This is a genomic window from Pseudomonas sp. NC02 (genome assembly GCF_002874965.1).
GTDB lineage: Bacteria > Pseudomonadota > Gammaproteobacteria > Pseudomonadales > Pseudomonadaceae > Aquipseudomonas.
In genome coordinates this window covers 730,492-752,569 of the sequence record NZ_CP025624.1, presented here as the reverse complement: position 1 = coordinate 752,569, position 22,078 = coordinate 730,492, and the positions used below count along the sequence as shown (strand labels likewise).

The window sequence follows — 22,078 nt, the reverse complement described above, 5'->3', positions numbered from 1 at the left end:
TCGATCTGCACGGAAACCTCCATGAGCCTCGAAGTTCCTGCCCACAGCAACCACGCCGGAAAACCTGCAAGCCGCATTCGCCAAAAGAACGAACAAGCGATTTTGCAGGCCGCCGAAGACGAGTTCGCCCGTCATGGCTACAAAGGCACCAGCATGAACACCATCGCGGCGAGTGCCGGGTTGCCGAAAGCCAACTTGCACTACTACTTCACCAACAAGCTGGGCCTGTACATCGCGGTGCTCAGCAACATCCTCGAATTGTGGGACAGCACCTTCAACACCCTGACCGCCGAGGATGACCCGGCGGCCGCCCTGACCCGCTATATCCGCACCAAGATGGAATTCTCCCGGCGCCAGCCACAAGCCTCGCGGATCTTCGCGATGGAGATCATCAGCGGCGGTGAGTGCCTGACCGAATATTTCAGCCAGGACTACCGCGCCTGGTTCAGCGGCCGTGCGGCGGTATTCCAGGCCTGGATCGACGCCGGCAAGATGGACCCTATCGACCCGGTGCACCTGATCTTCCTGCTGTGGGGCAGCACCCAGCATTACGCCGACTTTGCCACCCAGATCTGCCGCGTGACCGGGCGCACCAAGCTGACCAAGCAGGACATGGAAGACGCCGGCACCAACCTTATCCACATCATTCTCAAAGGCTGTGGCATCAAGCCGGCCCTCTAAACGAAGTTACCCATGCCTTTCACCCTTACCGGCCTTTGCGAGTTTCGCGAAGAAATTCGCAAAAGCCGCTTCATTACCCTAGCCGCCCCGATCAGCAGCCCCCAGGACGCCCAGGCCTTCATCGACCAGCACAGCGACCTGAACGCCACGCACAACTGCTGGGCCTGGAAACTCGGCGATCAATACCGCAGCAACGACGACGGCGAACCCGGCGGGACGGCCGGGCGCCCGATCCTGGCCGCGATCGAAGCGCAGGATTGCGACCAGGTCGTGGTGCTGGTGATCCGCTGGTACGGCGGCATCCAACTGGGCACCGGCGGCCTGGCCCGCGCCTATGGCGGCGGCGCGAACAAATGCCTGCAAGCCGCCGAACGCGTCGAGCTGATCAAACGGGTGCCGCTGAGTTGCTCCTGTGGTTTTGCCGAGCTGCAGTTGGTGAAGCTGCGAGTGGCCGAACTGGGTGGGCTGGTGATGGAAGAAACCTTCACCGCCAATGGCGTCGACCTGCAGTTGGCCCTCGGCGAGGCACATATCGACACCCTGCAAGCGCAGCTCGCCGACCTGAGTCGCGGGCGCATTCTGCTGGAGCGCTGAAACTGCCCACATCTACTGTGCACCTGCCTGTGGATAACCTGAGCACACTCGCCTGTAACCCTTCTGTCATCAGGGTTTCAGGCGGTTGTACAGTTTTTGTTCAAGGCACTGCACGAAAGTATTAATCCAGCTCAAAAACAGTCAGTTAGGCGGGTTATGTCCTTTAGAACAAAGGGCCACAGCGCTTATATCCACCGGTCACGCTTGCGCACAATTACTGTGGAGCAACCTGTGGATAACCCGTGCAAGAGTGACCCCGCAGCAGAGCCTGCAACGTTCCGGCACAACTGAGCATTTTTTGATCAACTTGCTACTCGGCGCACCGGTATCAACTGAGCCACCGCCCACAGCACTTCAAACACCACGACAATCACCAATACAGTACTGGCACCATGGGCCAGCGCGTAGATCTGCCAGGTGGCAAACAGCACTCGGCCGGCGGCGTCGTAGCGGCCAAAGATCGCTTGTGGGTCGCGGATTCGCAGCACCGACCACACGCAGACAATCGAGCCCATCAGGTTCGCCATCAACATATGCACAGGCGCGAACGGCGGCAGCTCGCCGGGCAGGTTCAACGCCACCAGGGCGTTATGCAGCAGGACAAACGTCCAGGGTGTGACCAGTGCGGCGGTGACGATCAGGTCGTACCAACCGCTGGCCCGAACCAGTCGACGGTATTGGTGTGCGGTCCACATAGCCGTAAGCTCCTTAAATTCAAGAAGCCAGCAGGCTAAAGCCTGGAGTATGCTCCAGGGTCAAGCCCCCTTGAGCCCTCTACATGCGTATCGGCGAATTAGCCCAGGCCAGCCAGGTCAGTCGCGACACCCTGCGTTTCTACGAGCAACGCGGGCTGATTGCCGCGCAACGCAGTGCCAACGGTTACCGTGACTACCCCGCCGACATGGTGCAACTGGTGCTGTACATCAAGACCGCCCAGCGCCTGGGCTTCAGCCTGGGTGAAATCGGCAACAGCGTCGGCGCATTATGGCAAGCTCCAGACCCCGACAGCGCCGTGACCCAGCTCCTGCAAGACAAGCTCCACCTGATCGAAACCCGCATCGCCGAACTCGACCAACTGCGCCAAGAGTTGCAGCAAAGGCTCGGCCAGCGTTGTCCACTGAACCCGTGAACCTCCACCGTCAAAGGAAGCCATTCATGTCCACTTCAAAAACCGCACTGATTATCGGCGCCTCCCGGGGCCTGGGCCTTGGCCTGGCCAAGCAACTGCTGGCGGACGGCTGGGAGGTGACCGCCACCGTGCGCGACCCGCAAAAGGCCGATGCCTTGAAGGCCTTGGGCGAGGTGCAAATCGAAAAGCTCGACATGGATGACCAGCAGGCGGTAATCGCCCTCAGCCAGCGCCTCAAGGAAAAAACCTTCGACCTGCTGTTCGTCAACGCAGGTGTCAAAGGCCCGGCCAACCAGGAACCGGGCCACGCCACCCTGGCTGAAGTCGGCCAACTGTTTTTCACCAACGCCGTGGCGCCGATCAACCTGGCCCAGCGTTTTGTCGGGCAGATCCGCCCAGGCACCGGCGTGCTGGCCTTCATGAGTTCGATCCTGGGCAGTGTCACCATTCCCGACGGCTCGGACCTGGCGCTGTACAAGGCCAGCAAGGCCGCCCTCAACTCCATGACCAACAGCTTCGTCACCCAATTGGGCGATCAGAAACTGACCGTGCTGTCGTTGCACCCGGGCTGGGTGAAGACCGACATGGGTGGCGAAAACGCCCACATCGACGTGCCCACCAGCGTGCGCGGCCTGGTTGACCAGGTGAATGCCTACACCGGCAAGGGCGGCCATCACTTTGTGGACTACAAGGGCGACACCATCGCCTGGTAAAAAAACCGGGATCGTTATCGGCCGATTGCCGTCGATAACGATCCACACGTAAACTGCGCACCTCGCCCTCCCCGGCGACCCTGGATCAGCAGACAGGGCAACACTGAGCTGGCAAACCTGAACCCATCATTCAGAGGAGCCGGCCAATGCCTGCGACCCGTATCTGGTTAAAAAACCCCCTCGCGATTTTCACTGCCAATGGCCTCGACGCCCGTGGCGGCCTGGTGCTGCAAGACGGTGTGATCACCGAAGTGCTGGGCTGGGGCCAAGAACCGGCCGTGCCCTGTGGACAAGTATTCGATGCCCGCGAGCATGTCGTCCTTCCTGGACTCATCAACACCCACCATCACTTCTATCAAACCCTGACCCGCGCCTGGGCGCCGGTGGTCAACCAGCCGCTGTTTCCCTGGTTGAAAACCCTGTATCCAGTCTGGGCCCGACTCACCCCGGAAAAACTCGCCCTGGCGAGCAAAGTGGCCCTGGCCGAACTGCTGCTCTCGGGCTGCACCACGGCGGCAGACCACCACTACCTGTTCCCGGACGGCCTGGAACAGGCGATCGACGTGCAGGTCGACAGCGTACGCGATCTGGGCATGCGCGCCATGCTCACGCGCGGCTCCATGAGCCTGGGCGAGGCCGACGGAGGGCTGCCACCGCAACAAACCGTGCAGCAAGGCGAAGTGATTCTGGAAGACAGCCGCCGCCTGATCCGCCAGTACCACGAGCGCGGTGACGGCGCACAAATCCAGATCGCCCTGGCGCCCTGCTCGCCGTTTTCCGTCACCCCGGAAATCATGGAAGCCAGCGCCGAGCTGGCCAACAACCTCGACGTGCGCCTGCATACCCACCTGGCGGAAACCCTCGACGAAGAAGACTTCTGCCTGCAGCGTTTCGGCCTGCGCACCGTGGATTACCTCGACAGCGTCGGCTGGCTAGGCCCGCGCACGTGGCTGGCCCACGGGATTCACTTCAACCCTGAAGAAATCGCACGCCTCGGAGCTGCCGGTACCGGTATCTGCCATTGCCCGAGCTCGAACATGCGCCTGGCTTCCGGGATATGCCCAACGCTGGACCTGCTGGCCGCCGGCGCACCGATTGGCCTGGGGGTGGACGGTTCGGCGTCCAATGATGCGTCGAACATGATCCTCGAAACGCGCCAGGCCCTGTACATCCAGCGCCTGCGTTACGGGGCAGAGAAGATCACCCCGGAACGGGTGTTGGGTTGGGCGACAAAAGGTTCGGCGCAGTTACTCGGTCGCAGCGACATCGGCGAACTGGCCGTAGGCAAACAGGCCGACCTGGCGTTGTTCAAGCTCGATGAACTGCGCTTCTCCGGCAGCCATGACCCGATCTCGGCGCTGCTGCTGTGTGGCGCCGACCGAGCGGACCGGGTGATGGTCGGCGGCAAATGGCGGGTGATCGACGGGCAGGTCGAGGGCCTGGACCTGAAAGGCTTGATTGCCGATCACAGCCAGGCGGCGCGGGAACTGATCAACCGGACTTAACTGAAGAAACACTTTTCAAATGTGGGAGCGGGCTTGCTCGCGAATGCGTTGGGTCAGTCAACATATCTGGCGACTGACACTCCGTATTCGCGAGCAAGCCCGCTCCCACACAAGCCCGGTTTCCACAATTATTTCTGCGGTGTTTTCAGGATTGGTTACAGTCCAAGCAGCGACAGCATGATAAACGTCGCAAACAACACAAAATGGGTCATCCCTTCGATGGCGTTGGTTTCGCCATCGTTGAGGTTGATCGCGCTGACAATCAACGTGATAAACACCATCACGGTCTGCACCGGCGTCATCGCCATCTGAAACGGCTGGCCGGTGTACAAGGCCATGGCTTCCATCACCGGTACGGTCAAAATCACCGTCGACAGAGAAGCCCCCAGCGCGATGTTCACCACCGACTGCATGCGGTTGGCCAGCGCTGCGCGCAACGCGGTCAAAATCTCCGGGGCGGCGGAAATCGCGGCCACGATGATCGCCGTGATCACAGGTGGGGCACCCGTTCCTTCCAGGCCCAGGTCGAGGGTCTTGGACATCACCTCGGCCAACGCGCCAATCACGATCACGCCAAACACCAACGTCCCGATGGAAAACGCCAGGTTGATCGGCGGCGACTCTTCTTCCGGCTGTTTCTTGCGGCGTTTTTCCGGGTAGCTGTAGCTGAAGAAATAACTGTGGGGCCCCACCTGCATCCGCAGGAACAACGTGTAGAGCACTACCATCGCGCCGATGGTGAAGGCCGAGTAAATTTTCCAGTCGGCCTCGGGGATAAATTCCGGCACCACCATCGACACACCCATGGCGGTAAGGATCATCACGCTGTAGGTGCGCGCCGAATCGTCGTTGTAGGACTGTTCACCATGCTTGATGCCGCCCATCAGCGCGGCCAGGCCGAGGATGCCGTTGATATCGAGCATCACCGCCGAATAAATGGTGTCGCGCACCAGGGTCGGCGAGGGCTCGTTGCTCATCATGATCGCCAGGATCACCACTTCCACCAGCACGGCGGCGAGGGTCAGGATCATGGTGCCGTAGGGGTCGCCGACCTTTTCCGCCAGTTGCTCGGCGTGATGGGCCACGCGCATCGAGGCCACGACGATAAAGCCGATCAGCGCTATGCCAGCCAACAGCGCCACCATCTGCCCGCTGTGCAGCATCCAGTGCTCCAGCGGGTAGGCAGCGATGGCGGCAATCAGCGCCAGCAGCATGAATTTTTCTTGCTTGATAGATGTGAGCATTGCAGGCCTTTTGAACGCGGCGAATCCGTCATTGATGGGGTACAGACTGCACCGCGCCGCTAACGTTTCGTTACACCTTAGTTCATGCACTGCTTGCACGGTGCCTGTGGATGCTCACCGCTTGGTCAGGTTTTGCCGATTATTTCGGCGTGCGCCTGTAGAATGCCGCCATTGCACCTGATGAGAATTTATAAATGTACGATTGGCTCAACGCCCTGCCCAAGGCTGAATTGCACCTGCACCTGGAAGGCTCGCTGGAGCCTGAGCTGCTGTTCGCCCTGGCCGAACGCAACAAGATCGCGCTGCCGTGGAACGACGTCGAAACCCTGCGCAAGGCCTACGCCTTCAACAACCTGCAAGAGTTTCTCGACCTCTACTACAAGGGCGCCGATGTACTGCGCACTTCCCAGGATTTCTACGACCTGACCTGGGCCTACCTGCTGCGCTGCAAGGCGCAGAACGTGATCCACACCGAACCGTTCTTCGACCCACAGACCCACACCGACCGTGGCGTACCGTTCGAAGTGGTGCTCAACGGCATTGCCGCCGCCTTGAAAGACGGCGAGCAACAACTGGGCATCACCAGCGGTTTGATCTTGAGCTTCCTGCGCCACTTGAGCGAAGAAGAGGCCGAAAAAACCCTCGACCAGGCACTGCCATTCCGTGACGCGTTTGTTGCCGTGGGCCTGGACAGCTCGGAAATGGGCCACCCACCGAGCAAGTTCCAGCGCGTGTTTGATCGTGCCCGTCACGAAGGTTTCCTGACCGTCGCCCACGCCGGTGAAGAAGGCCCGCCGGAGTACATTTGGGAAGCCATCGACCTGCTGAAGATCCAGCGTATCGACCATGGCGTACGCGCCATTGAAGACGAGCGCCTGATGCAGCGGATCATCGACGAACAGATCCCGCTGACGGTGTGCCCGTTGTCCAACACCAAGCTCTGCGTGTTCGACGACATGTCCCAGCACAACATCCTCGACATGCTTGAGCGTGGGGTGAAAGTGACGGTGAACTCGGACGATCCGGCGTACTTCGGCGGTTATGTCACCGAGAACTTCCATGCGCTGTACACCTCGCTGGGCATGACCCAGGACCAGGCCAAACGCCTGGCGCAAAACAGCCTGGATGCACGGTTGGTCAAGCCTTAATCACCGACCGGTCTGGCGAGCCGGGCAATTTCCAGTTGCCCGGCTTCACTGACCTGCAACGCCTGGGACTCATTGATCACGCTGACCCAGTTCGACTGCAGGCACAACTGCAACAACGCGGCCCCCAACGCACCGCCCAGGTGTGGCTGCTGTTCGCTCCAATCAAAACAATCGCACACGATCGGCTGAGCCAGTGCCTGGGTAAAAATCCCCAGCGCTGCGAGTTTGCGCGCACCTGACGGCGTCACGTCCGTACGCTGTTCCGCGCGCTCGATCCACCCGGCCGCCATCATCCGTTGATACAAACCCGCTGCCAGCTCGCCCCCCAGGTGACCATGGCACAGCCGCGCTCGCCGTAAAGCCGCAGGCGCAGTCAATGACCGCGAATGAATGGGCGTGCTGCGGGCGACGCTGGCCATCGTGGTGCAGGCCAATGCATCCACGGCGGCCGCCACATCGGCGGCGGCCACCCGGAAAAAGCGTTTGCCGCTGCGGGCTTCGACACGCAACAGGCCACCGGCCGTCAATCGCGTCAGATGCGCATTCGCCGAGGCCGATGACAGCCCGGCAAGTGTCGCCAACTCATCGGAGGGTTTGGCCGAGCCGTCCATCAATGCCCACACCATCGCGGTGCGTTTCGGGTCGGCCAGCAAGGTGGCGATCTGACTGATGCAAGGTGCCTGTTCCATGTGCTCATTCACTCCCTGTTGAATCATTTGTCTGCTGCGTCTGGCGGAAAAGTATAAGCGTGAAAACGCCGGGTTCCGTGCCGTCTTACAGCGCAACCAAGGACAGAAGCTGAAGGAAATTTCCCGATATCCCCGGGGTTATGGTGTAGAGGCTGATCGCTCCGGCAATTGCGCAGTCAATGTCGCACAACGGGCAACGAGCATTTCCCGCAGAAGATTGATCGGCTTGCTCAGTTGCGCGCGATGGGCACACAACAGATTGAGCGGCGTACGTTCGCCCCGCAGCTCCGGCAGGATCAGCCGCAGGCGCCCCGCCAGCACATCCGAGCTGACATCCAGCCAGGACTTGTAGGCGATACCCACCCCCGCCACCGCCCAGCGTCGCACCACATCGGCATCATCACTGAAGCGGTCACCGGTCACCGTCAGGCCGACATCACGCTTGCCATCGTTAAACCCCCAATGGTCATGCACTCGGCTGCCGAGCATGTACAGCAGGCAATTGTGCTGGGTCAGTTGCTCCAGGTGGCGCGGCTCGCCGTGCCGCGCCAGATAGCTGGGAGCAGCGCAGAGCACGCGGCAGTTGTCCGGGGCGATGGGCAACGCGATCAGGCTGGAGTCTTCGGGTTCGCCGTAGCGCAGGGCGATATCCACCGGCTGGCGGAACAGGTCGGCAATCCGGTCGCCCAACAACAGGCGTACGCTCAGGTCGGGGTATTCGCGCTGGAACTCATCGAGCCAGGGCAACAACTGGTTACGGCCAAAGTCCGACGGCGCCGAGAGTTGAAGCACCCCGCTGACCTGATCCTGGCCGCTGGCCAACAATCGTCGGCCTTCATCCAGGCTGCTCAAGGCGGCCCGGGCGTATTCCAGGAAGCCTTCGCCCTCGGCCGTCAGGCGCAGGCTGCGGGTGGAACGCGCCAACAACCGTGCGCCCAACTGCTGCTCGATGCGCTTCAACGCCGCGCTGGCCACCGCCGCCGACATGTCCATCACCCGTGCTGCCGCCGAAAGGCTGCCCAGGTCTGCCGCACGCACAAACAACTGCAAGTCATCAAAACGCAGCACGCCGACCGCCCATTATCAAAAAAGCATTGAAAGAGACTGCTCTTTTAGCGGGTTTTGTCTTCCAGAGAAATAGCCAATCATCTGTCCATCCCGTTCATCACGTGTCTGGAGTCGAATATGTCTGCTGCCTTTAACGTCATCGCCACGCTGATCGCCAAACCCGGCCAACAGGCCACCCTGGAAACCCTGCTGCGCGAGCTGCTGGAACCGACCCGCATCGAAGCCGGCTGCCAGCAGTACGACCTGCACCAGGACCTGCAACACCCCGAGACCTTCTACATGCTCGAACGCTGGAGTGACGACGCCGCGCTGGCCGACCACGACCAGAGCGCGCATATCCAGAATTTCCGCACCAAGGCTGCCGACGTGCTTGAGCATTTCGAACTCAAGCGCCTGAAGTTTATTGCCTGATCAACCGCCCCCTTTTTGGAAACCATCATGAAAGCCATCGCCTACTACGCCGCACTGCCGATCAACGATCCAAAATCCCTGCAAGACATCGAACTGCCCGAACCGGTCGCCGGCCCCCGCGACCTGCTGGTGGAAGTCAAAGCCATCTCGGTGAACCCGGTGGACACCAAGGTGCGCCAGAACGTCGCCCCGGAAAACGGCGCGGCCAAAGTGCTGGGCTGGGACGTGGCCGGTGTGGTCAAGGCCGTGGGCAGCGAAGTCAGCCTGTTCAAGGTCGGCGACAAGGTGTTCTACGCCGGCTCCCTGGTACGCCCCGGCGGCAACAGCGAACTGCACACTGTCGATGAGCGCATCGTCGGCCATATGCCGAAAACCCTGGGTTTTGCCGACGCTGCTGCACTGCCGCTGACCGCCATCACCGCCTGGGAATTGCTCTTCGAACGCCTGCAAGTGCGTGAAGGCAAGGCCGATGAAGGCCAGAGCCTGCTGATTGTCGGTGCTTCGGGTGGTGTGGGATCGATCCTGACCCAGCTGGCGAAACAGCTCACCGGCCTGAAAGTCATCGGCACCGCCTCCCGTCCTGAAACCCAGGCATGGGCCAAGGACCTGGGCGCCGACCTGGTGATCGACCACAGCAAACCGTTGAGCGAAGAGCTGAAAAACGCCGGCCATCCGCAGGTGAACTACGTCGCCAGCCTGACCCAGACCGACCAGCACCTGGACCAACTGGTGGAAGCGCTGATTCCCCAGGGCAAACTGGCGCTGATCGACGATCCCAAGGCATTGGACGTAAGCAAGCTCAAGCGCAAGAGCCTGTCGCTGCATTGGGAGTTCATGTACACCCGTTCGATGTTCGAGACCAGCGACATGATCGAGCAGCACAACCTGCTCAATCGCGTCGCCGAACTGATCGACGCCGGTACTCTGAAAACCACCGTGGGCGAGCACTTTGGCGTGATCAACGCGGCCAACCTGCGCCGCGCCCACGAACTGCTGGAAAGCGGCAAGGCCAAGGGCAAGATCGTGCTGGAAGGGTTCTAACGAAAGGTTCTGTCAGTGTCGTCTGTTATTCATGTGAGTAATGGACGACACCGCTAGTCAGAGACTTGATCCTTGTCATATTTGTGAGCGTATTCGGGTTTATATTGGCCGCCTTTGCCACGCAATTTACGTGAGGAAGTCAGCAATGAAGATCCTGATAAAAGCGCTAGCAAGATCCGAAGGCAACAAATGGCAGGTCCGTCTCGACCAGAACGCCTTTACCTTCCGCAGTGAGGCCGAGGCCCGCGCGTTTGCCGACACCCTGCAAACCCGTATCCAGGCGCCTCACCGATTCCCCGAAAGCCAGCAGCGTTCTGCTGGCTGATCCTGATCAGTCCGCCGCTTGCAGTGCCCGTTGGCGCTGCAGGCGCCGGGTCAGCATCGCGAACGTTACGGCCAATACGCCACACAAGCTGATGACCATTGCCATCGGCATCGCCGTGCCGTCGTGCAGCACGCCGACCAACGACGCTGCGCCTGCGGCCACACCAAACTGAATGCAACCGAGCAACGCCGACGCGCTGCCCGCCCGAGCGCCCTGCCCGCTCATGGCGCAGGCCGAGGTATTGGGCAAAATGCAGCCCAGGCTGGCGATGCAGATAAACAGCGGTACCAGCAGTGGCCACAAAGCGTCCGTGCGCAGCGCAGTAATTGCCAGCAACGACAGACCCGCCGCCAAGTAAACCCACACCGTGCGCGACAGCAAAAATGCCGGGCCACGCGACGCGAGCAAACGCGCATTGACCTGTGCCACCAGGATAAAGCCCGCGGCATTCGAGCCGAATACCCAGCCATAGTGTTCGGCGGGCACGCCATAGAGCTTGATAAAGACGAAGGGCGAGCCCGCGATGTAGGCAAACATACCGGCAATCGAGATGCCGCCGGTCAAGGCATAGCCCAGGTACACCCGGTCCGACAGCAACCGGCCGTACTGGCGCAGTGCGCCTGACAGCGGCTGGCGCGGTTGATGGGCCGGGAAGCTTTCCGGCAGCCCGACTGCTACCGCAATGGCCGCCATCACACTGAACACCGTCAGCGCCAGGAAGATCGACTGCCAGCCCCAGACGCCAACCATCACCCCGCCCGCCAGCGGCGCGAGGATCGGCGCCAGCCCGGTGACCAGCATCAGTTGGGAAAACACCTTGGCCGAGCCCACCGCGTCGCATTTATCGCTGACCACCGCCCGCGAGATCACCATGCCCGCGCAGCCGCCCAGGGCCTGGACGAAACGCGCGCCGATCAGCCATTCCAGGGACGGCGCGTACGCACAGGCGAAGGACGCCAGGGTAAACAGGGTGACGCCGCTGAGCAGCGGCCCGCGCCGGCCAAAACGGTCTGCCAGCGGTCCATAGATCAACTGGCCGATCGCCAGGCCCGTGAAGTACACGGCCAAGGTCAGCTGAATATGTTTTTCGTCGGTGCCGAATGCCACGGCCATGGCCGGGAAACCCGGCAGGTAGAAGTCGATGGCCAGCGGCGCGAACGCGCTCAAGGCCCCCAAGATCAGGATTATACGAAGGTTCATCAGGCACCCAGGTGAGTCGGCAGCCCAACAGTCTAGCCGGGCTCGGGTGCCTTGAACATTAAGTTAGCTCGCTAACTATTCAAAAAGTCAGGCGAGCTTGGCGCTGTAGCCTTCTTCACTGATCAGGTTGATCACCTCTGCCGGCGACAGCAGGCTGCTTTCCACGCCGACTTCCTTTGTCGCGAGGTCGACGCGCACGCTGGCCGCCGGGTCCTTATCCTGCACCGCCTGGGTTACCGAGCGGACACAGTGGCCGCAGGTCATTCCTTCAACGCTGAATACTTGCATGACATGACTCCTTTAATGAGGTTGCCCGCAGTGTTGACCTTGCCACGATGGCAAGGTCAAGTTCTGAAAACATCGGCCGGGCTGGCATTCATTCGCGCCCTCGGCCAAGCTGCACTTATCCACGATGTGAACCTCGGAGAATTCGCCATGCGCTGGTCATTTTTTGGCCTTGTCAGCCTGATGGGCTTTTTTGCTGCTGTGCCACCGGCCAGCGCAGATGAAGATTATGCGGTGCTGATCATTTCCCGGGAGCGCCTGGAAGTGCCGACCAACTGCGAGATTGGCTTGTACATCCAGGACCAGTTGGCCGGGCGGCTGTTCCAGGAGCAAGCCACCTCGTTCAACTTGCCGGCCGGAAACGTGTCGTTGCGCCTGAAATTGTTGCCGGGCCAGTCCCAGGGCTGCTTGCCGGGCATGCTCGCACCACCGGCGCAAAACATCACGTTGAAGGCGGGTGACGTGCGCAAGCTGCGTATCGCGCAAGGTCCGGACGGCATGTACCTGAAGCCGGCCGCACTGGAATACTGAAACATTGATCTAACGCCTTGACCTTCCCCACAGGTCAAGGTTGATCCTAGGGGCAATCTCTCCTGGAGTACTGCCCATGAACGGATCCACCACCTTCGACCTGCCGATCAGCGGCATGACCTGCGCCAGCTGCGCCGGGCGGGTTGAACGGGCACTGGGCAAAGTGCCCGGGGTGCAAAGTGTCAGCGTCAACCTGGCCAACGAACGCGCCCACATTGAAGTGCTCGGCCAGATGGACCCCGGCGTCCTGATCGCCGCCGTCGACAAGGCCGGCTACACCGCCACCCTGCCCCAAAGCGAAACCGCCACCCAGGCCAGCCAGGAACAACGCCTGAGCCATGAACGCTGGTCGCTGCTGCTGGCAATTCTGCTCGCCGCGCCGTTGGTGCTGCCGATGCTGGTGCAACCGTTCGGGCTGCACTGGATGCTCCCGGCCTGGGTACAATTTGCCCTGGCCACCCCGGTGCAATTCATCTTCGGTGCGCGCTTCTATATCGCGGCCTGGAAAGCCGTGCGCGCCGGAGCGGGCAATATGGACCTGCTGGTCGCCATTGGCACCAGCGCCGGTTACGGCCTGAGTATCTATGAATGGCTCACGGCGTCCGCCGGCACAATGCCCCACCTGTATTTCGAAGCCTCGGCGGTGGTGATCGCCCTGGTGCTGCTGGGCAAATATTTGGAAAGCCGCGCCAAGCGCCAGACCGCCAGTGCCATCCGCGCTCTGGAAGCCTTGCGCCCCGAGCGGGCGATTCAAGTAATCGACGGCCGCGAGCAGGACGTCGCCATCACCGCCCTCAAGCTGAATGACCTGGTGCTGGTCAAACCCGGCGAACGCTTCCCGGTGGACGGCGAAGTGGTCGAAGGCCAAAGCCACGCCGACGAAGCCTTGATCAGCGGTGAAAGCCTGCCGGTGCCGAAGCAGCCTGGCGACGCAGTCACCGGCGGCGCCATCAATGGCGAAGGCCGGCTGCTGGTGCGTACCCTGGCCCTCGGCGCGGAAAGCGTGCTGGCGCGGATCATCCGCCTGGTGGAGGACGCCCAGGCCGCCAAGGCACCGATCCAGAAACTGGTGGATAAAGTCAGCCAGGTGTTCGTGCCGGTGGTGCTGGTGCTGGCCTTGGCCACGCTGGTCGGCTGGTGGCTGTATGGCGCACCGCTGGAAGTCGCGCTGATCAATGCGGTGACCGTATTGGTGATCGCCTGCCCTTGCGCCCTTGGCCTGGCCACACCTACCGCCATCATGGCCGGTACCGGCGTTGCCGCCCGCCACGGCATCCTGATCAAGGACGCCGAAGCCCTGGAGCGCGCCCATGAAGTCAGCGCCGTGGTGTTCGACAAGACCGGCACCCTGACCTCCGGCGCACCAAAAATTGCGCACCTGGCCGCCATTGACGGCAATCAAGGGGCGCTCCTGCAACAGGCCGGCGCGCTGCAGCGCGGCAGTGAACACCCATTGGCCAAGGCGGTGCTGGATGCCTGTGCCGAACAAGGTTTGAACGTCGCGGATGTCAGCGCCAGCCAGTCCCTTACCGGGCGTGGCATTGCAGGCACCCTAGATGGCCGGCAACTGGCGCTGGGCAACCGTCGCCTGCTGGAAGAAACCGGCTTGAGCACCGGTGATCTCGCCGACTCGGCCAGTGCGTGGGAGGCCGAAGGCCGCACCTTGTCCTGGCTGATCGAGCAAGGCCCGCAGCCCCGCGTGCTGGGTTTGTTTGCCTTCGGTGACACGCTTAAACCGGGCGCCCTGCAGGCGATACAAGCACTCAAGGCTCGGCATATCAGCAGCCACCTGCTGACCGGCGATAACCGTGGCAGCGCCCGCGTGGTGGCCGAAGCCCTGGGCATCGATGACGTGCACGCCGAGGTGTTGCCTGCGGACAAGGCGGCTACCGTCGCCGAGCTGAAAAAGACCGGCGTGGTGGCAATGGTCGGCGACGGCATCAACGACGCACCGGCCCTGGCCGCGGCCGACATCGGCATCGCCATGGGCGGCGGTACCGACGTGGCGATGCACGCGGCAGGTATTACCCTGATGCGCGGCGATCCACGGCTGGTGCCGGCAGCCCTGGAAATAAGCCGCAAGACCTATGCGAAAATTCGACAGAATCTGTTCTGGGCCTTTGTGTATAACTTGATCGGCATTCCGCTGGCGGCGTTCGGCCTGCTCAACCCGGTGATGGCTGGCGCGGCCATGGCCCTGTCCAGTGTCAGCGTGGTGAGCAACGCACTGCTGTTGAAAACCTGGAAACCCAAGGACCTGGAGGACGAGCGTCCATGAACATCGGCCAAGCAGCACGCCAAAGCGGCCTGAGCGCGAAGATGATTCGTTACTACGAATCCATCGGCTTGTTGAAAGCCGCCCATCGCACCGACAGCGGCTACCGCATTTATGGCGCCGATGACTTGCACACCCTGGCGTTTATCAAGCGCTCGCGGGACCTGGGGTTTTCCCTGGAAGAGGTCGGCAAGTTGCTGACGCTGTGGCAGGACCGGGGACGCGCGAGTGCCGACGTCAAGGCGCTGGCCCGCCAGCATATCGATGAGCTGAACCAGAAGATCCTCGAGCTGGGGCAATTGCGCGATACGTTGCAAGACCTGGTGGAACACTGCCAGGGCGATCACCGGCCGGATTGCCCGATTCTCAAGGAGTTGGCGTCGGGCAGTTGTTGCACCTGAGCAAGTTTAACCAGGCATGCACGGAACCTAATGTGGGAGCGGGCTTGCTCGCGAATGCGGAGTGTCAGTCAATACATCAGTTGACTGAACCAGCGCTTTCGCGAGCAAGCCCGCTCCCACATTTGGATATCCACTCGCCGTTGGATCACTGCATCCAGGGCGGCGGTGGCGGTTCTTCCGACGCTTTGCTCGGTGGCGCATCGTCTGCCGCGCGAATCGCCTGGCGACGCTCTTCATCGAGCCGCGCCGCTTCGATCTCGCGGATAACACCGCCCACGTCAGCCAGCTCTTCCGGTTCGTCGAACTCGCCGGTCAACACACTGGCCGGGTGCAGAGTGCCGGCTTCATACAGCGCCCACATCTCCTTGGCGTACTTGGTCTTCTTCAATTCCGGGGCAAAGCGCCCGAAGTAGGAAGCCATGTTGCCCACATCCCGTTCCAGCATGCTGAACGCGTGGTTGTTGCCCGCGGCATCCACCGCCTGAGGCAGGTCGATGATCACCGGGCCCGTCGGCGTCAGCAGCACGTTGAACTCGGAAAGGTCACCGTGCACCAGGCCGGTACACAACATCAGCACGATCTGGGTAATCAGGAAGGCGTGGTATTCGCGGGCCTGGTCCGGCTCCAGCGTCACGTCGTTCAAACGTGGCGCCGCGTCGCCGTATTCATCGGCCACCAGCTCCATCAGCAGCACGCCTTCGAGGAAGTCGTACGGCTTGGGCACGCGAACACCCGCACCGGCCAGGCGAAACAGCGCCGCTACCTCAGCGTTCTGCCAGGCATCTTCGGTTTCTTTCTTGCCGAACTTGGAGCCCTTGGCCATGGCCCGGGCCTGCCGGCTGTTGCGGACCTTGCGGCCTTCCTGGTATTCGGACGCCTGACGAAAACTTCGTTTATTCGCCTCCTTGTAGACCTTGGCGCAACGTAACTCGTTGCCGCAGCGCACCACGTAAACAGCTGCTTCTTTACCACTCATGAGTGGGCGCAGCACCTCGTCGACCAGACCGTCCTCGATCAGGGGTTCAATGCGTTTAGGAGTCTTCATCAGCTTTTATTGTGGGTCCTTTATTACCAAACACGCGTATGGCACTCGTTATACGGCAATCCTCTCGCCGCGGGGAGAGGGTACCGACCTTTGACCGCTTAAGAATGCATCCAATATGCCAAATTGACCGGCGGCCCGATCATAGCCGAGATCAGCGCTCAATAATCGCGGTGACGCCCTGGCCCCCGGCGGCGCAGATCGAGATCAGGCCCCGGCCCTTGCCGGCTGCGTCCAGCAGCTTGGCCAGGTTGGCGACGATACGCCCGCCCGTGGCAGCAAACGGATGGCCGGCGGCCAATGAGCTGCCCTTGACGTTCAAGCGGCTGCGGTCGATAGAGCCCAGCGGTGCATCCAGCCCCAGGCGGGTCTTGCAGTATTCCGGATCTTCCCAGGCTTTCAGCGTGCACAACACTTGGGCAGCAAAGGCTTCGTGAATCTCGTAGTAATCGAAGTCCTGCAGGGTCAGGCCATTCCTCGCCAGCAGGCGCGGCACGGCGTACACCGGCGCCATCAGCAGGCCTTCGGCGCCGTTGACGAAATCCACCGCCGCCGCTTCGCCATCGCGCAGGTAGGCGAGAATCGGCAAGCCGCGCTCCTTGGCCCAGGCTTCACTGCCCAGCAGCACCAACGAGGCGCCATCGGTCAGCGGCGTCGAGTTACCGGCGGTGAGGGTGCCCTTTTCACTGCGCTCGAAGGCGGGCTTGAGGCTGGCGAGTTTTTCCAGGGTCAGGTCGGGGCGCAGGTTGTTGTCGCGGGTCAGGCCAAGAAAGGGCGTGAGCAAATCGTTTTGCCAGCCTTCAGCGTAGGACGCAGCCATTTTCTGATGGCTTTCCAGCGCCAACTGATCCTGCTCGGCGCGGGGGATCTGCCAGGTCTGCGCCATCAACTCGCAATGCTGGCCCATGGACAACCCGGTGCGCGGCTCGCCGTTGCGCGGCAGCTCCGGCTTGAGGTGATGGGGACGAAGTTGTAACAAGACTTTAAGCTTATCCGCCATGGATTTGCTGCGATTGGCTTGCAGCAGGATTTTGCGCAGGCCCTCATTCACCCCGATAGGCGCGTCGGACGTGGTGTCGACGCCGCCGGCAATCCCGCTTTCGATCTGCCCCAGCGCAATCTTGTTCGCCACCAGCAACGCGGCTTCCAGCCCCGTGCCACAGGCCTGCTGAATATCGTAGGCCGGGGTTTGCGGCGACAGGCGCGAGCCCAGCACGCACTCGCGGGTCAGGTTGAAGTCGCGGGAATGCTTGAGCACCGCCCCGGCGGCCACCTCGCCAATACGCAGGCCGTGCAGGTTGTAGCGTTCGATCAGGCCTTCGAGGGCGGCGGTCAACATCGCCTGGTTGCTCGCCGTGGCGTAAGGGCCGTTGGAGCGGGCGAAGGGGATGCGGTTACCGCCAATGATCGCTACACGGCGCAATTGAGTCATGGAAAGCTCCCTTGAGGTTATGGGGTGAATCTCTGAGCCTAGCCTAGGCTCAATCGAACGACTTTCACCTATTGATGGTCCACCGTTTGAACCCCAGCACTCGGAGAGCGTTCCATGTCTGACCGTTATATCGACTTCGCCAACTCAAGCCTCGGCCATCGCCTGGTCGCCGCCATTGGCCTGCCGTCACCGGTACGCCTGGAACGCTGGCAGGCCGGACGCCTGCGCCCGGTGGAGGGTGCACTGCTGATCGGCGGCGGCCCGCTGGCGACAAAAATCCTGCCGTTCGCCAACAAGCTGACCGACGCTATCTATAGCTACGGCACCGAACCGTCGGCGGCAACCACCTGGATTCCCGGCCACGGGCCCAAGCTCAAGGCCGTGGTATTTGACGCCAGCCAGTTGCAGCACACCGATCAACTCAAGCAGTTGCGGGAATTCTTTCAGCCGTTGATGAAGAACCTCGACCACAGCGCGCACCTGGTGATCCTTGGCCGCGCCCCGGAAAGCCTCGGCGACCCGTTTGCCGCCAGTGCCCAACAGGCCCTTGAAGGCTTCAGCCGGTCGCTGGCCAAAGAGCTGCGCAGCGGCGGCGTCCTGCAATTGCTGTACGTAGGCGACGGGGCCGAGGATCAATTGGAGGGTGCGTTGCGGTTCTTCCTCTCGCCGAAAAGTGCCTATATCTCCGGCCAGGTCATTCGCCTGAACCCTTGCCCGACCCAGGTCGCGGACTGGACGCGCCCGCTCGCCGGGCACAAGGCCCTGGTGACCGGCGCCGCCCGCGGCATCGGTGCCTCGATCGCCGAAACCCTGGCCCGCGACGGTGCCGAGGTGATCCTGCTGGACGTGCCACAAGCCAAGGCCGACCTCGATTCCCTGGCCGCGCGCCTGGGCGCCCGCAGCATCGCCCTGGATATCTGCGCCGAAGACGCCGCCACCCAACTGATCGAACACCTGCCGGACGGCATCGACATCGTGGTGCACAACGCCGGCATCACCCGCGATAAAACCCTGGCCAACATGACGCCGGAATATTGGGACGCAGTCTTGGCGGTCAATCTCAACGCGCCGCAAGTGCTGACCAAGGCGCTGCTGGACAGCGGCACCCTGCACGACAACGGTCGCGTGGTGCTGCTGGCATCCATCAGCGGCATCGCCGGCAACCGCGGGCAAACCAACTACGCCGCGAGCAAGGCCGGGCTGATTGGCCTGGCCCAGGCCTGGGCGCCGTTGCTCGGTGAGCGCGGGATCAGCATCAATGCCGTGGCCCCCGGTTTTATCGAAACCCAGATGACCGCACACATTCCCTTCGCCCTGCGTGAGGCCGGGCGCCGCATGAGTTCGCTGGGCCAGGGCGGCTTGCCCCAGGACGTCGCCGAGGCGGTGGCCTGGCTCGGCCAGCCGGGCTCGGGCGCGGTCAGCGGGCAGGCACTTCGGGTGTGCGGGCAAAGTCTATTGGGAGCGTAAGCATGGAGTGGCACACATTAGGCAGCACCCCGTTCCTGCCGCCGCTGTATTGGCGCGCGGCACTCAAGCGCAAGATCACCGGCACCACGCTGCCCGAGCAAGGGTTGCGCTGCCGGGTCAGTGTGAACCCCAGGGAAGTCGCGGCCTATCGCAAGGTCTGCGGGTTTGCCGACAGCCCGGTCTTGCCGGCCACCTATCCGCATATCCTGGCATTCGGCCTGCAGATGCAATTGCTCACTGACAAGGCGTTTCCTTTCCCGCTGCTGGGATTGATCCACCTGAGCAACCGGATCCGCATCCTGCGCCCGTTGGGCGGTGTGAGTGACTTGACGGTCGGCGTTTACGCGCAGAATTTGCAGCCCCATGCCAAGGGCGCGACATTCGATATTGTGACCACGGTCGAAGATTCACTGGGGCTACTGTGGGAAGCGCAAAGCCGGATGCTCTGTCGCGGTGTGAAACTCGATGGCGCAGCAACGGACAACCCGCTGCAACCCCCTGCCGCTGTCGCCGAACTGACCCGCTGGAAAGCCCCCGCCGATGTTGGCCGCCGCTACGCCCGGGTGTCCGGCGACTACAACCCGATTCACTTGAGCGCCCTCACTGCCAGGTTATTCGGCTTTCCCCAGGCCATCGCCCATGGGCTGTGGAACAAGGCCCGCACACTGGCGGCACTGAGTGAGCATTTGCCAGCCGCCAATCTCGAGATAGATGTCGAGTTTAAAAAGCCGGTGCGCTTGCCCAGTGAGGTAACGTTGTTCACGAGCGCCCCCGGCTCCAGCGGTGAGCTGCAACTTAAAGGCGCCGGGGACATTGAACACATGGTCGGCCGCTGGCGGCCCATCGCCTGATAAATTGTATATATACATCTTAAGTTATAGCGAGCTATCGATAGCTCGCTACTCTTATCAACTCATTGATTTTAATAAACTTACAACTTAAACACCGCCGCCTTCTACACCCTTGGTATTAGTCGTTAAGCAAACTAACTCTTCGTGTATATAAATCGTTAATACCAAGTTGAGCGTTGCGAGAGCGCGCACCCGGGACTGTTATAGCCATAACGGACGAATGTATCGCTGCCCCTAGAAACAGCGAACTTCGAAAACAACAAAGGCTGTACCAGGTGCAAGGAACTCAATCATGAAAACTCAAGTCGTGTTGTGGAAAGCAAGTACCGCGCTGGCCCTGATTCTGGCAGTAAGCCTCGGAGGCTGCAGCAGCGGTGGTGGTGGTCATCACAGTAGCGTCGCAGCCTCCTCTCCGGATGCTGGCGGCGGTACTGGCGGTGGAACAGGTGGAGGCACCGGCGGCGGTACCGGTGGTGGCACTGGCGGCGGCACTGATGGAGGTACCGGTGGTGGCACCGGCGGCGGCACTGGTGGAGGTACCGGTGGTGGCACCGGCGGCGGCACTGGTGGAGGCACCGGCGGAGGCACTGGTGGAGGTACTGGTGGAGGTACCGGCGGTGGCGGCACTGGTGGAGGTACCGGCGGTGGCGGCACTGGCGGTGGTACTGGCGGCGGCACCGGCTCGACCACTCCCCTGGTCACCGGCCAGGTAGTAGGCGCTGTGGGCGGTGTCGTCGGTAATGTCGGCACCACGGTAGGTAACCTGGGCACAACCCTGACCACGGTTCCCATTGTCGGCACCACTGCCGGCGGGCTGGTCACCGCGACAGGCACCGCCGTCAACAGTATCGGCGGCGGCTTGAGCAACGGCCTGGGCACGCTGGGTACCAATAGCAACTCCGTGGGCACAACCGTTGCCGGTGTGGCCGATGGCGTTGCCGACCTGGGCACCGGCGTTTCCAACACCGGCAAATCCCTGGGCACCACACTCGGCGGCATTCCCGTAGTCGGCGGCTTGACCGGTGGCGTTGGCGGTGCGGCAGGTGGCGTGGTTGATCAGGTCGGCCAGGCCGTCACCATGCTCGGCGATACCTTGAGCACTGCCAGCACCACCGGGCCATTGGGCAGCGTGACCAATACGGTGGGTAAAAGCGTATTGGTACCGGTGGTCTCCCTGGTGGAAAACACCACCGGCAACCTGGGCAATAAAACAGGCCTGGGCAACCCGGTCGGCGGCGTACTGGATAAAGTCGGCTCCACTGTCACCGGCCTTGGCGGCCAGGTGGCCAGCGCCGGCGGCGCAGGCAACCCTGTCGGGACACTCGTCGGTGGCGTGTTGACTGGCGTTGGCACCACCCTTGATAAGTCGAGCGGTTACGTCAACCCGGCCACCACGACCCCTCAATCGGGCCTGCCTGAACTCGTCGGCGGTCTTGTCGCCAACGTCGGCAACGGCCTGAATGCCGGCAACACCAACGGCACTGTCAGTGCAGCCGGTGTAACCGGTGGCCAAGTGGGTAACACCGTCGCGTCGCTCGGCACCCTGATCGGTGGCAATGGCGTGGCCAACACTGCAGCCACGGCTCCCGTTGCAGGCCTGGCGACCAATGTCGGCACCGCACTCAACCCAGTGACCTCGGGTGTTGCCAATCTGACGCAAAACATCGGCACCAGCACCGGTATCGGCGCACCGGTGAATGGTCTGGTTACCCAGGTCGGCGGCGCAGTCAGCAGCCTGGGCACCAACCTGACGGCGGCGAATGCCAATCCGGTGACTAACGCTGTGGGCGGTACCCTGAATGCCGTCGGCAATACCGTCGGCTCGGTGGGTGGCCTGGTAACCGGCGGCACCAGCAGTAACGGTGGCGGTCTGCTCGGTGGCTTGAACGTGGGTGCCGGTGCCTCCGCTACGGGCACTGCCAATGCAAATGCAAACACAGGCGGCGGCCTGGGAGGTCTGCTCGGTGGGCTGACCGGCAAAAAATAGAATTGCACCTGGCCATTAGACGGCCTCCCCTACAGCGCCTACGCTTGGTTGAGACGAGA

23 protein-coding genes are annotated in these 22,078 nt (G+C 62.0%); 15 read left to right on the top strand and 8 right to left on the bottom strand.

The window, feature by feature from the left end; genetic code table 11:
• The first annotated feature begins 21 nt into the window (after positions 1 to 21).
• A complete protein-coding gene (locus tag C0058_RS03420; protein WP_003211175.1) occupies positions 22 to 681 on the top strand; it encodes a TetR/AcrR family transcriptional regulator in 660 nt (219 codons plus the stop codon).
• A 12-nt stretch (positions 682 to 693) separates the two neighbouring features.
• Complete coding sequence (locus C0058_RS03415; protein WP_102368022.1) at positions 694 to 1,275, top strand: YigZ family protein; 582 nt, start codon at positions 694 to 696, stop codon at positions 1,273 to 1,275.
• A 302-nt stretch (positions 1,276 to 1,577) separates the two neighbouring features.
• Here C0058_RS03415 and C0058_RS03410 read toward each other — a convergent pair whose 3' ends face one another.
• Complete coding sequence (locus tag C0058_RS03410) at positions 1,578 to 1,970, bottom strand: hypothetical protein (RefSeq protein ID WP_003211172.1); 393 nt, start codon at positions 1,968 to 1,970, stop codon at positions 1,578 to 1,580.
• Between the two features lie 83 nt (positions 1,971 to 2,053).
• Here C0058_RS03410 and C0058_RS03405 point away from each other — a divergent pair, with 83 nt between their 5' ends.
• From C0058_RS03405 to C0058_RS03395, 3 genes are all read left to right on the top strand, one after another.
• On the top strand, positions 2,054 to 2,404 hold the full coding sequence (locus tag C0058_RS03405) for a MerR family transcriptional regulator (RefSeq protein ID WP_102368021.1): 351 nt from the start codon (positions 2,054 to 2,056) through the stop codon (positions 2,402 to 2,404).
• A gap of 26 nt (positions 2,405 to 2,430) precedes the next feature.
• On the top strand, positions 2,431 to 3,117 hold the full coding sequence (locus C0058_RS03400) for an SDR family oxidoreductase (RefSeq protein ID WP_003211169.1): 687 nt from the start codon (positions 2,431 to 2,433) through the stop codon (positions 3,115 to 3,117).
• A gap of 146 nt (positions 3,118 to 3,263) precedes the next feature.
• A complete protein-coding gene (locus C0058_RS03395; protein ID WP_003211168.1) occupies positions 3,264 to 4,622 on the top strand; it encodes an 8-oxoguanine deaminase in 1,359 nt (452 codons plus the stop codon).
• 155 nt (positions 4,623 to 4,777) lie between these two features.
• Here C0058_RS03395 and C0058_RS03390 read toward each other — a convergent pair whose 3' ends face one another.
• On the bottom strand, positions 4,778 to 5,866 hold the full coding sequence (locus tag C0058_RS03390) for a calcium:proton antiporter (RefSeq protein WP_003211166.1): 1,089 nt from the start codon (positions 5,864 to 5,866) through the stop codon (positions 4,778 to 4,780).
• Between the two features lie 194 nt (positions 5,867 to 6,060).
• Between C0058_RS03390 and C0058_RS03385 the strand changes: the two genes are divergently transcribed.
• Positions 6,061 to 7,014, top strand: coding sequence for an adenosine deaminase (locus C0058_RS03385; RefSeq protein ID WP_008430770.1), 954 nt, complete (start codon positions 6,061 to 6,063; stop codon positions 7,012 to 7,014).
• On the opposite strand, the gene C0058_RS03380 is transcribed toward C0058_RS03385, so the two are convergent.
• Both C0058_RS03380 and C0058_RS03375 read right to left on the bottom strand, forming a co-directional pair.
• Positions 7,011 to 7,703, bottom strand: a complete 693-nt coding sequence (locus C0058_RS03380) for a helix-turn-helix transcriptional regulator (RefSeq protein WP_008430768.1) — start codon at positions 7,701 to 7,703, stop codon at positions 7,011 to 7,013. The genes C0058_RS03385 and C0058_RS03380 overlap by 4 nt on opposite strands.
• 138 nt (positions 7,704 to 7,841) lie before the next feature.
• A complete protein-coding gene (locus C0058_RS03375) occupies positions 7,842 to 8,771 on the bottom strand; it encodes a LysR family transcriptional regulator (protein ID WP_087693475.1) in 930 nt (309 codons plus the stop codon).
• A 117-nt stretch (positions 8,772 to 8,888) separates the two neighbouring features.
• Here C0058_RS03375 and C0058_RS03370 point away from each other — a divergent pair, with 117 nt between their 5' ends.
• From C0058_RS03370 to C0058_RS03360, 3 genes are all read left to right on the top strand, one after another.
• Positions 8,889 to 9,182, top strand: coding sequence for a putative quinol monooxygenase (locus tag C0058_RS03370; protein ID WP_003211158.1), 294 nt, complete (start codon positions 8,889 to 8,891; stop codon positions 9,180 to 9,182).
• 27 nt (positions 9,183 to 9,209) lie between these two features.
• Complete coding sequence (locus C0058_RS03365) at positions 9,210 to 10,223, top strand: zinc-binding alcohol dehydrogenase family protein (protein ID WP_003211156.1); 1,014 nt, start codon at positions 9,210 to 9,212, stop codon at positions 10,221 to 10,223.
• A gap of 145 nt (positions 10,224 to 10,368) precedes the next feature.
• Complete coding sequence (locus C0058_RS03360; protein ID WP_003211153.1) at positions 10,369 to 10,548, top strand: hypothetical protein; 180 nt, start codon at positions 10,369 to 10,371, stop codon at positions 10,546 to 10,548.
• A 6-nt stretch (positions 10,549 to 10,554) separates the two neighbouring features.
• Here C0058_RS03360 and C0058_RS03355 read toward each other — a convergent pair whose 3' ends face one another.
• Together C0058_RS03355 and C0058_RS03350 are read right to left on the bottom strand one after the other, a co-directional pair.
• Positions 10,555 to 11,748 (bottom strand): multidrug effflux MFS transporter, encoded by a 1,194-nt coding sequence (locus C0058_RS03355; protein WP_087693476.1) that lies wholly within the window; start codon positions 11,746 to 11,748, stop codon positions 10,555 to 10,557.
• A gap of 87 nt (positions 11,749 to 11,835) precedes the next feature.
• On the bottom strand, positions 11,836 to 12,036 hold the full coding sequence (locus C0058_RS03350) for a heavy-metal-associated domain-containing protein (RefSeq protein ID WP_003211150.1): 201 nt from the start codon (positions 12,034 to 12,036) through the stop codon (positions 11,836 to 11,838).
• Positions 12,037 to 12,183: 147 nt separating this feature from the next.
• Between C0058_RS03350 and C0058_RS03345 the strand changes: the two genes are divergently transcribed.
• The 3 genes from C0058_RS03345 (at position 12,184) to cueR (ending at position 15,240) form a co-directional block, all read left to right on the top strand.
• Positions 12,184 to 12,564, top strand: coding sequence for a hypothetical protein (locus C0058_RS03345; RefSeq protein ID WP_087693477.1), 381 nt, complete (start codon positions 12,184 to 12,186; stop codon positions 12,562 to 12,564).
• Positions 12,565 to 12,640: 76 nt separating this feature from the next.
• Positions 12,641 to 14,842, top strand: a complete 2,202-nt coding sequence (locus C0058_RS03340; RefSeq protein WP_102368020.1) for a cation-translocating P-type ATPase — start codon at positions 12,641 to 12,643, stop codon at positions 14,840 to 14,842.
• The gene (gene cueR, locus C0058_RS03335; RefSeq protein ID WP_008430758.1) at positions 14,839 to 15,240 is read left to right on the top strand and encodes a Cu(I)-responsive transcriptional regulator; all 402 of its coding nucleotides are present in this window, start codon (positions 14,839 to 14,841) and stop codon (positions 15,238 to 15,240) included. Before C0058_RS03340 ends, cueR begins: the two co-directional genes overlap by 4 nt.
• Positions 15,241 to 15,385: 145 nt before the next feature.
• Here cueR and C0058_RS03325 read toward each other — a convergent pair whose 3' ends face one another.
• Together C0058_RS03325 and C0058_RS03320 are read right to left on the bottom strand one after the other, a co-directional pair.
• Entirely contained in the window at positions 15,386 to 16,285 is a 900-nt protein-coding gene (locus tag C0058_RS03325; protein ID WP_008438985.1) for a PA4780 family RIO1-like protein kinase, read from the bottom strand.
• Between the two features lie 151 nt (positions 16,286 to 16,436).
• A complete protein-coding gene (locus C0058_RS03320) occupies positions 16,437 to 17,714 on the bottom strand; it encodes an acetyl-CoA C-acetyltransferase (protein ID WP_087693751.1) in 1,278 nt (425 codons plus the stop codon).
• Between the two features lie 114 nt (positions 17,715 to 17,828).
• Here C0058_RS03320 and C0058_RS03315 point away from each other — a divergent pair, with 114 nt between their 5' ends.
• The 3 genes from C0058_RS03315 to C0058_RS03300 all read left to right on the top strand — a co-directional run bounded on the left by C0058_RS03315 (position 17,829) and on the right by C0058_RS03300 (position 22,019).
• Complete coding sequence (locus C0058_RS03315; RefSeq protein WP_102368019.1) at positions 17,829 to 19,181, top strand: 3-oxoacyl-ACP reductase; 1,353 nt, start codon at positions 17,829 to 17,831, stop codon at positions 19,179 to 19,181.
• Positions 19,182 to 19,183: 2 nt separating this feature from the next.
• Positions 19,184 to 20,032, top strand: coding sequence for a MaoC family dehydratase (locus C0058_RS03310; protein ID WP_003218642.1), 849 nt, complete (start codon positions 19,184 to 19,186; stop codon positions 20,030 to 20,032).
• 292 nt (positions 20,033 to 20,324) lie between these two features.
• Positions 20,325 to 22,019, top strand: a complete 1,695-nt coding sequence (locus C0058_RS03300) for a collagen-like triple helix repeat-containing protein (RefSeq protein ID WP_256579553.1) — start codon at positions 20,325 to 20,327, stop codon at positions 22,017 to 22,019.
• Positions 22,020 to 22,078: the final 59 nt, after the last annotated feature.

What these genes read in the sequence shown, in the direction of transcription:
- C0058_RS03400 (WP_003211169.1), top strand. Translation starts at nt 2,431, where the DNA reads ATGTCCACTTCAAAAACCGCACTGATTATCGGCGCCTCCCGGGGCCTG.
- C0058_RS03355 (WP_087693476.1), bottom strand. Translation starts at nt 11,748, where the DNA reads ATGAACCTTCGTATAATCCTGATCTTGGGGGCCTTGAGCGCGTTCGCG.
- C0058_RS03325 (WP_008438985.1), bottom strand. Translation starts at nt 16,285, where the DNA reads ATGAAGACTCCTAAACGCATTGAACCCCTGATCGAGGACGGTCTGGTC.
- C0058_RS03360 (WP_003211153.1), top strand. Translation starts at nt 10,369, where the DNA reads ATGAAGATCCTGATAAAAGCGCTAGCAAGATCCGAAGGCAACAAATGG.
- C0058_RS03405 (WP_102368021.1), top strand. Translation starts at nt 2,054, where the DNA reads ATGCGTATCGGCGAATTAGCCCAGGCCAGCCAGGTCAGTCGCGACACC.
- cueR (WP_008430758.1), top strand. Translation starts at nt 14,839, where the DNA reads ATGAACATCGGCCAAGCAGCACGCCAAAGCGGCCTGAGCGCGAAGATG.
- C0058_RS03300 (WP_256579553.1), top strand. Translation starts at nt 20,325, where the DNA reads ATGAAAACTCAAGTCGTGTTGTGGAAAGCAAGTACCGCGCTGGCCCTG.
- C0058_RS03410 (WP_003211172.1), bottom strand. Translation starts at nt 1,970, where the DNA reads ATGTGGACCGCACACCAATACCGTCGACTGGTTCGGGCCAGCGGTTGG.
- C0058_RS03365 (WP_003211156.1), top strand. Translation starts at nt 9,210, where the DNA reads ATGAAAGCCATCGCCTACTACGCCGCACTGCCGATCAACGATCCAAAA.
- C0058_RS03350 (WP_003211150.1), bottom strand. Translation starts at nt 12,036, where the DNA reads ATGCAAGTATTCAGCGTTGAAGGAATGACCTGCGGCCACTGTGTCCGC.
- C0058_RS03315 (WP_102368019.1), top strand. Translation starts at nt 17,829, where the DNA reads ATGTCTGACCGTTATATCGACTTCGCCAACTCAAGCCTCGGCCATCGC.
- C0058_RS03395 (WP_003211168.1), top strand. Translation starts at nt 3,264, where the DNA reads ATGCCTGCGACCCGTATCTGGTTAAAAAACCCCCTCGCGATTTTCACT.
- C0058_RS03415 (WP_102368022.1), top strand. Translation starts at nt 694, where the DNA reads ATGCCTTTCACCCTTACCGGCCTTTGCGAGTTTCGCGAAGAAATTCGC.
- C0058_RS03320 (WP_087693751.1), bottom strand. Translation starts at nt 17,714, where the DNA reads ATGACTCAATTGCGCCGTGTAGCGATCATTGGCGGTAACCGCATCCCC.
- C0058_RS03420 (WP_003211175.1), top strand. Translation starts at nt 22, where the DNA reads ATGAGCCTCGAAGTTCCTGCCCACAGCAACCACGCCGGAAAACCTGCA.
- C0058_RS03340 (WP_102368020.1), top strand. Translation starts at nt 12,641, where the DNA reads ATGAACGGATCCACCACCTTCGACCTGCCGATCAGCGGCATGACCTGC.
- C0058_RS03385 (WP_008430770.1), top strand. Translation starts at nt 6,061, where the DNA reads ATGTACGATTGGCTCAACGCCCTGCCCAAGGCTGAATTGCACCTGCAC.
- C0058_RS03370 (WP_003211158.1), top strand. Translation starts at nt 8,889, where the DNA reads ATGTCTGCTGCCTTTAACGTCATCGCCACGCTGATCGCCAAACCCGGC.
- C0058_RS03390 (WP_003211166.1), bottom strand. Translation starts at nt 5,866, where the DNA reads ATGCTCACATCTATCAAGCAAGAAAAATTCATGCTGCTGGCGCTGATT.
- C0058_RS03380 (WP_008430768.1), bottom strand. Translation starts at nt 7,703, where the DNA reads ATGGAACAGGCACCTTGCATCAGTCAGATCGCCACCTTGCTGGCCGAC.
- C0058_RS03345 (WP_087693477.1), top strand. Translation starts at nt 12,184, where the DNA reads ATGCGCTGGTCATTTTTTGGCCTTGTCAGCCTGATGGGCTTTTTTGCT.
- C0058_RS03310 (WP_003218642.1), top strand. Translation starts at nt 19,184, where the DNA reads ATGGAGTGGCACACATTAGGCAGCACCCCGTTCCTGCCGCCGCTGTAT.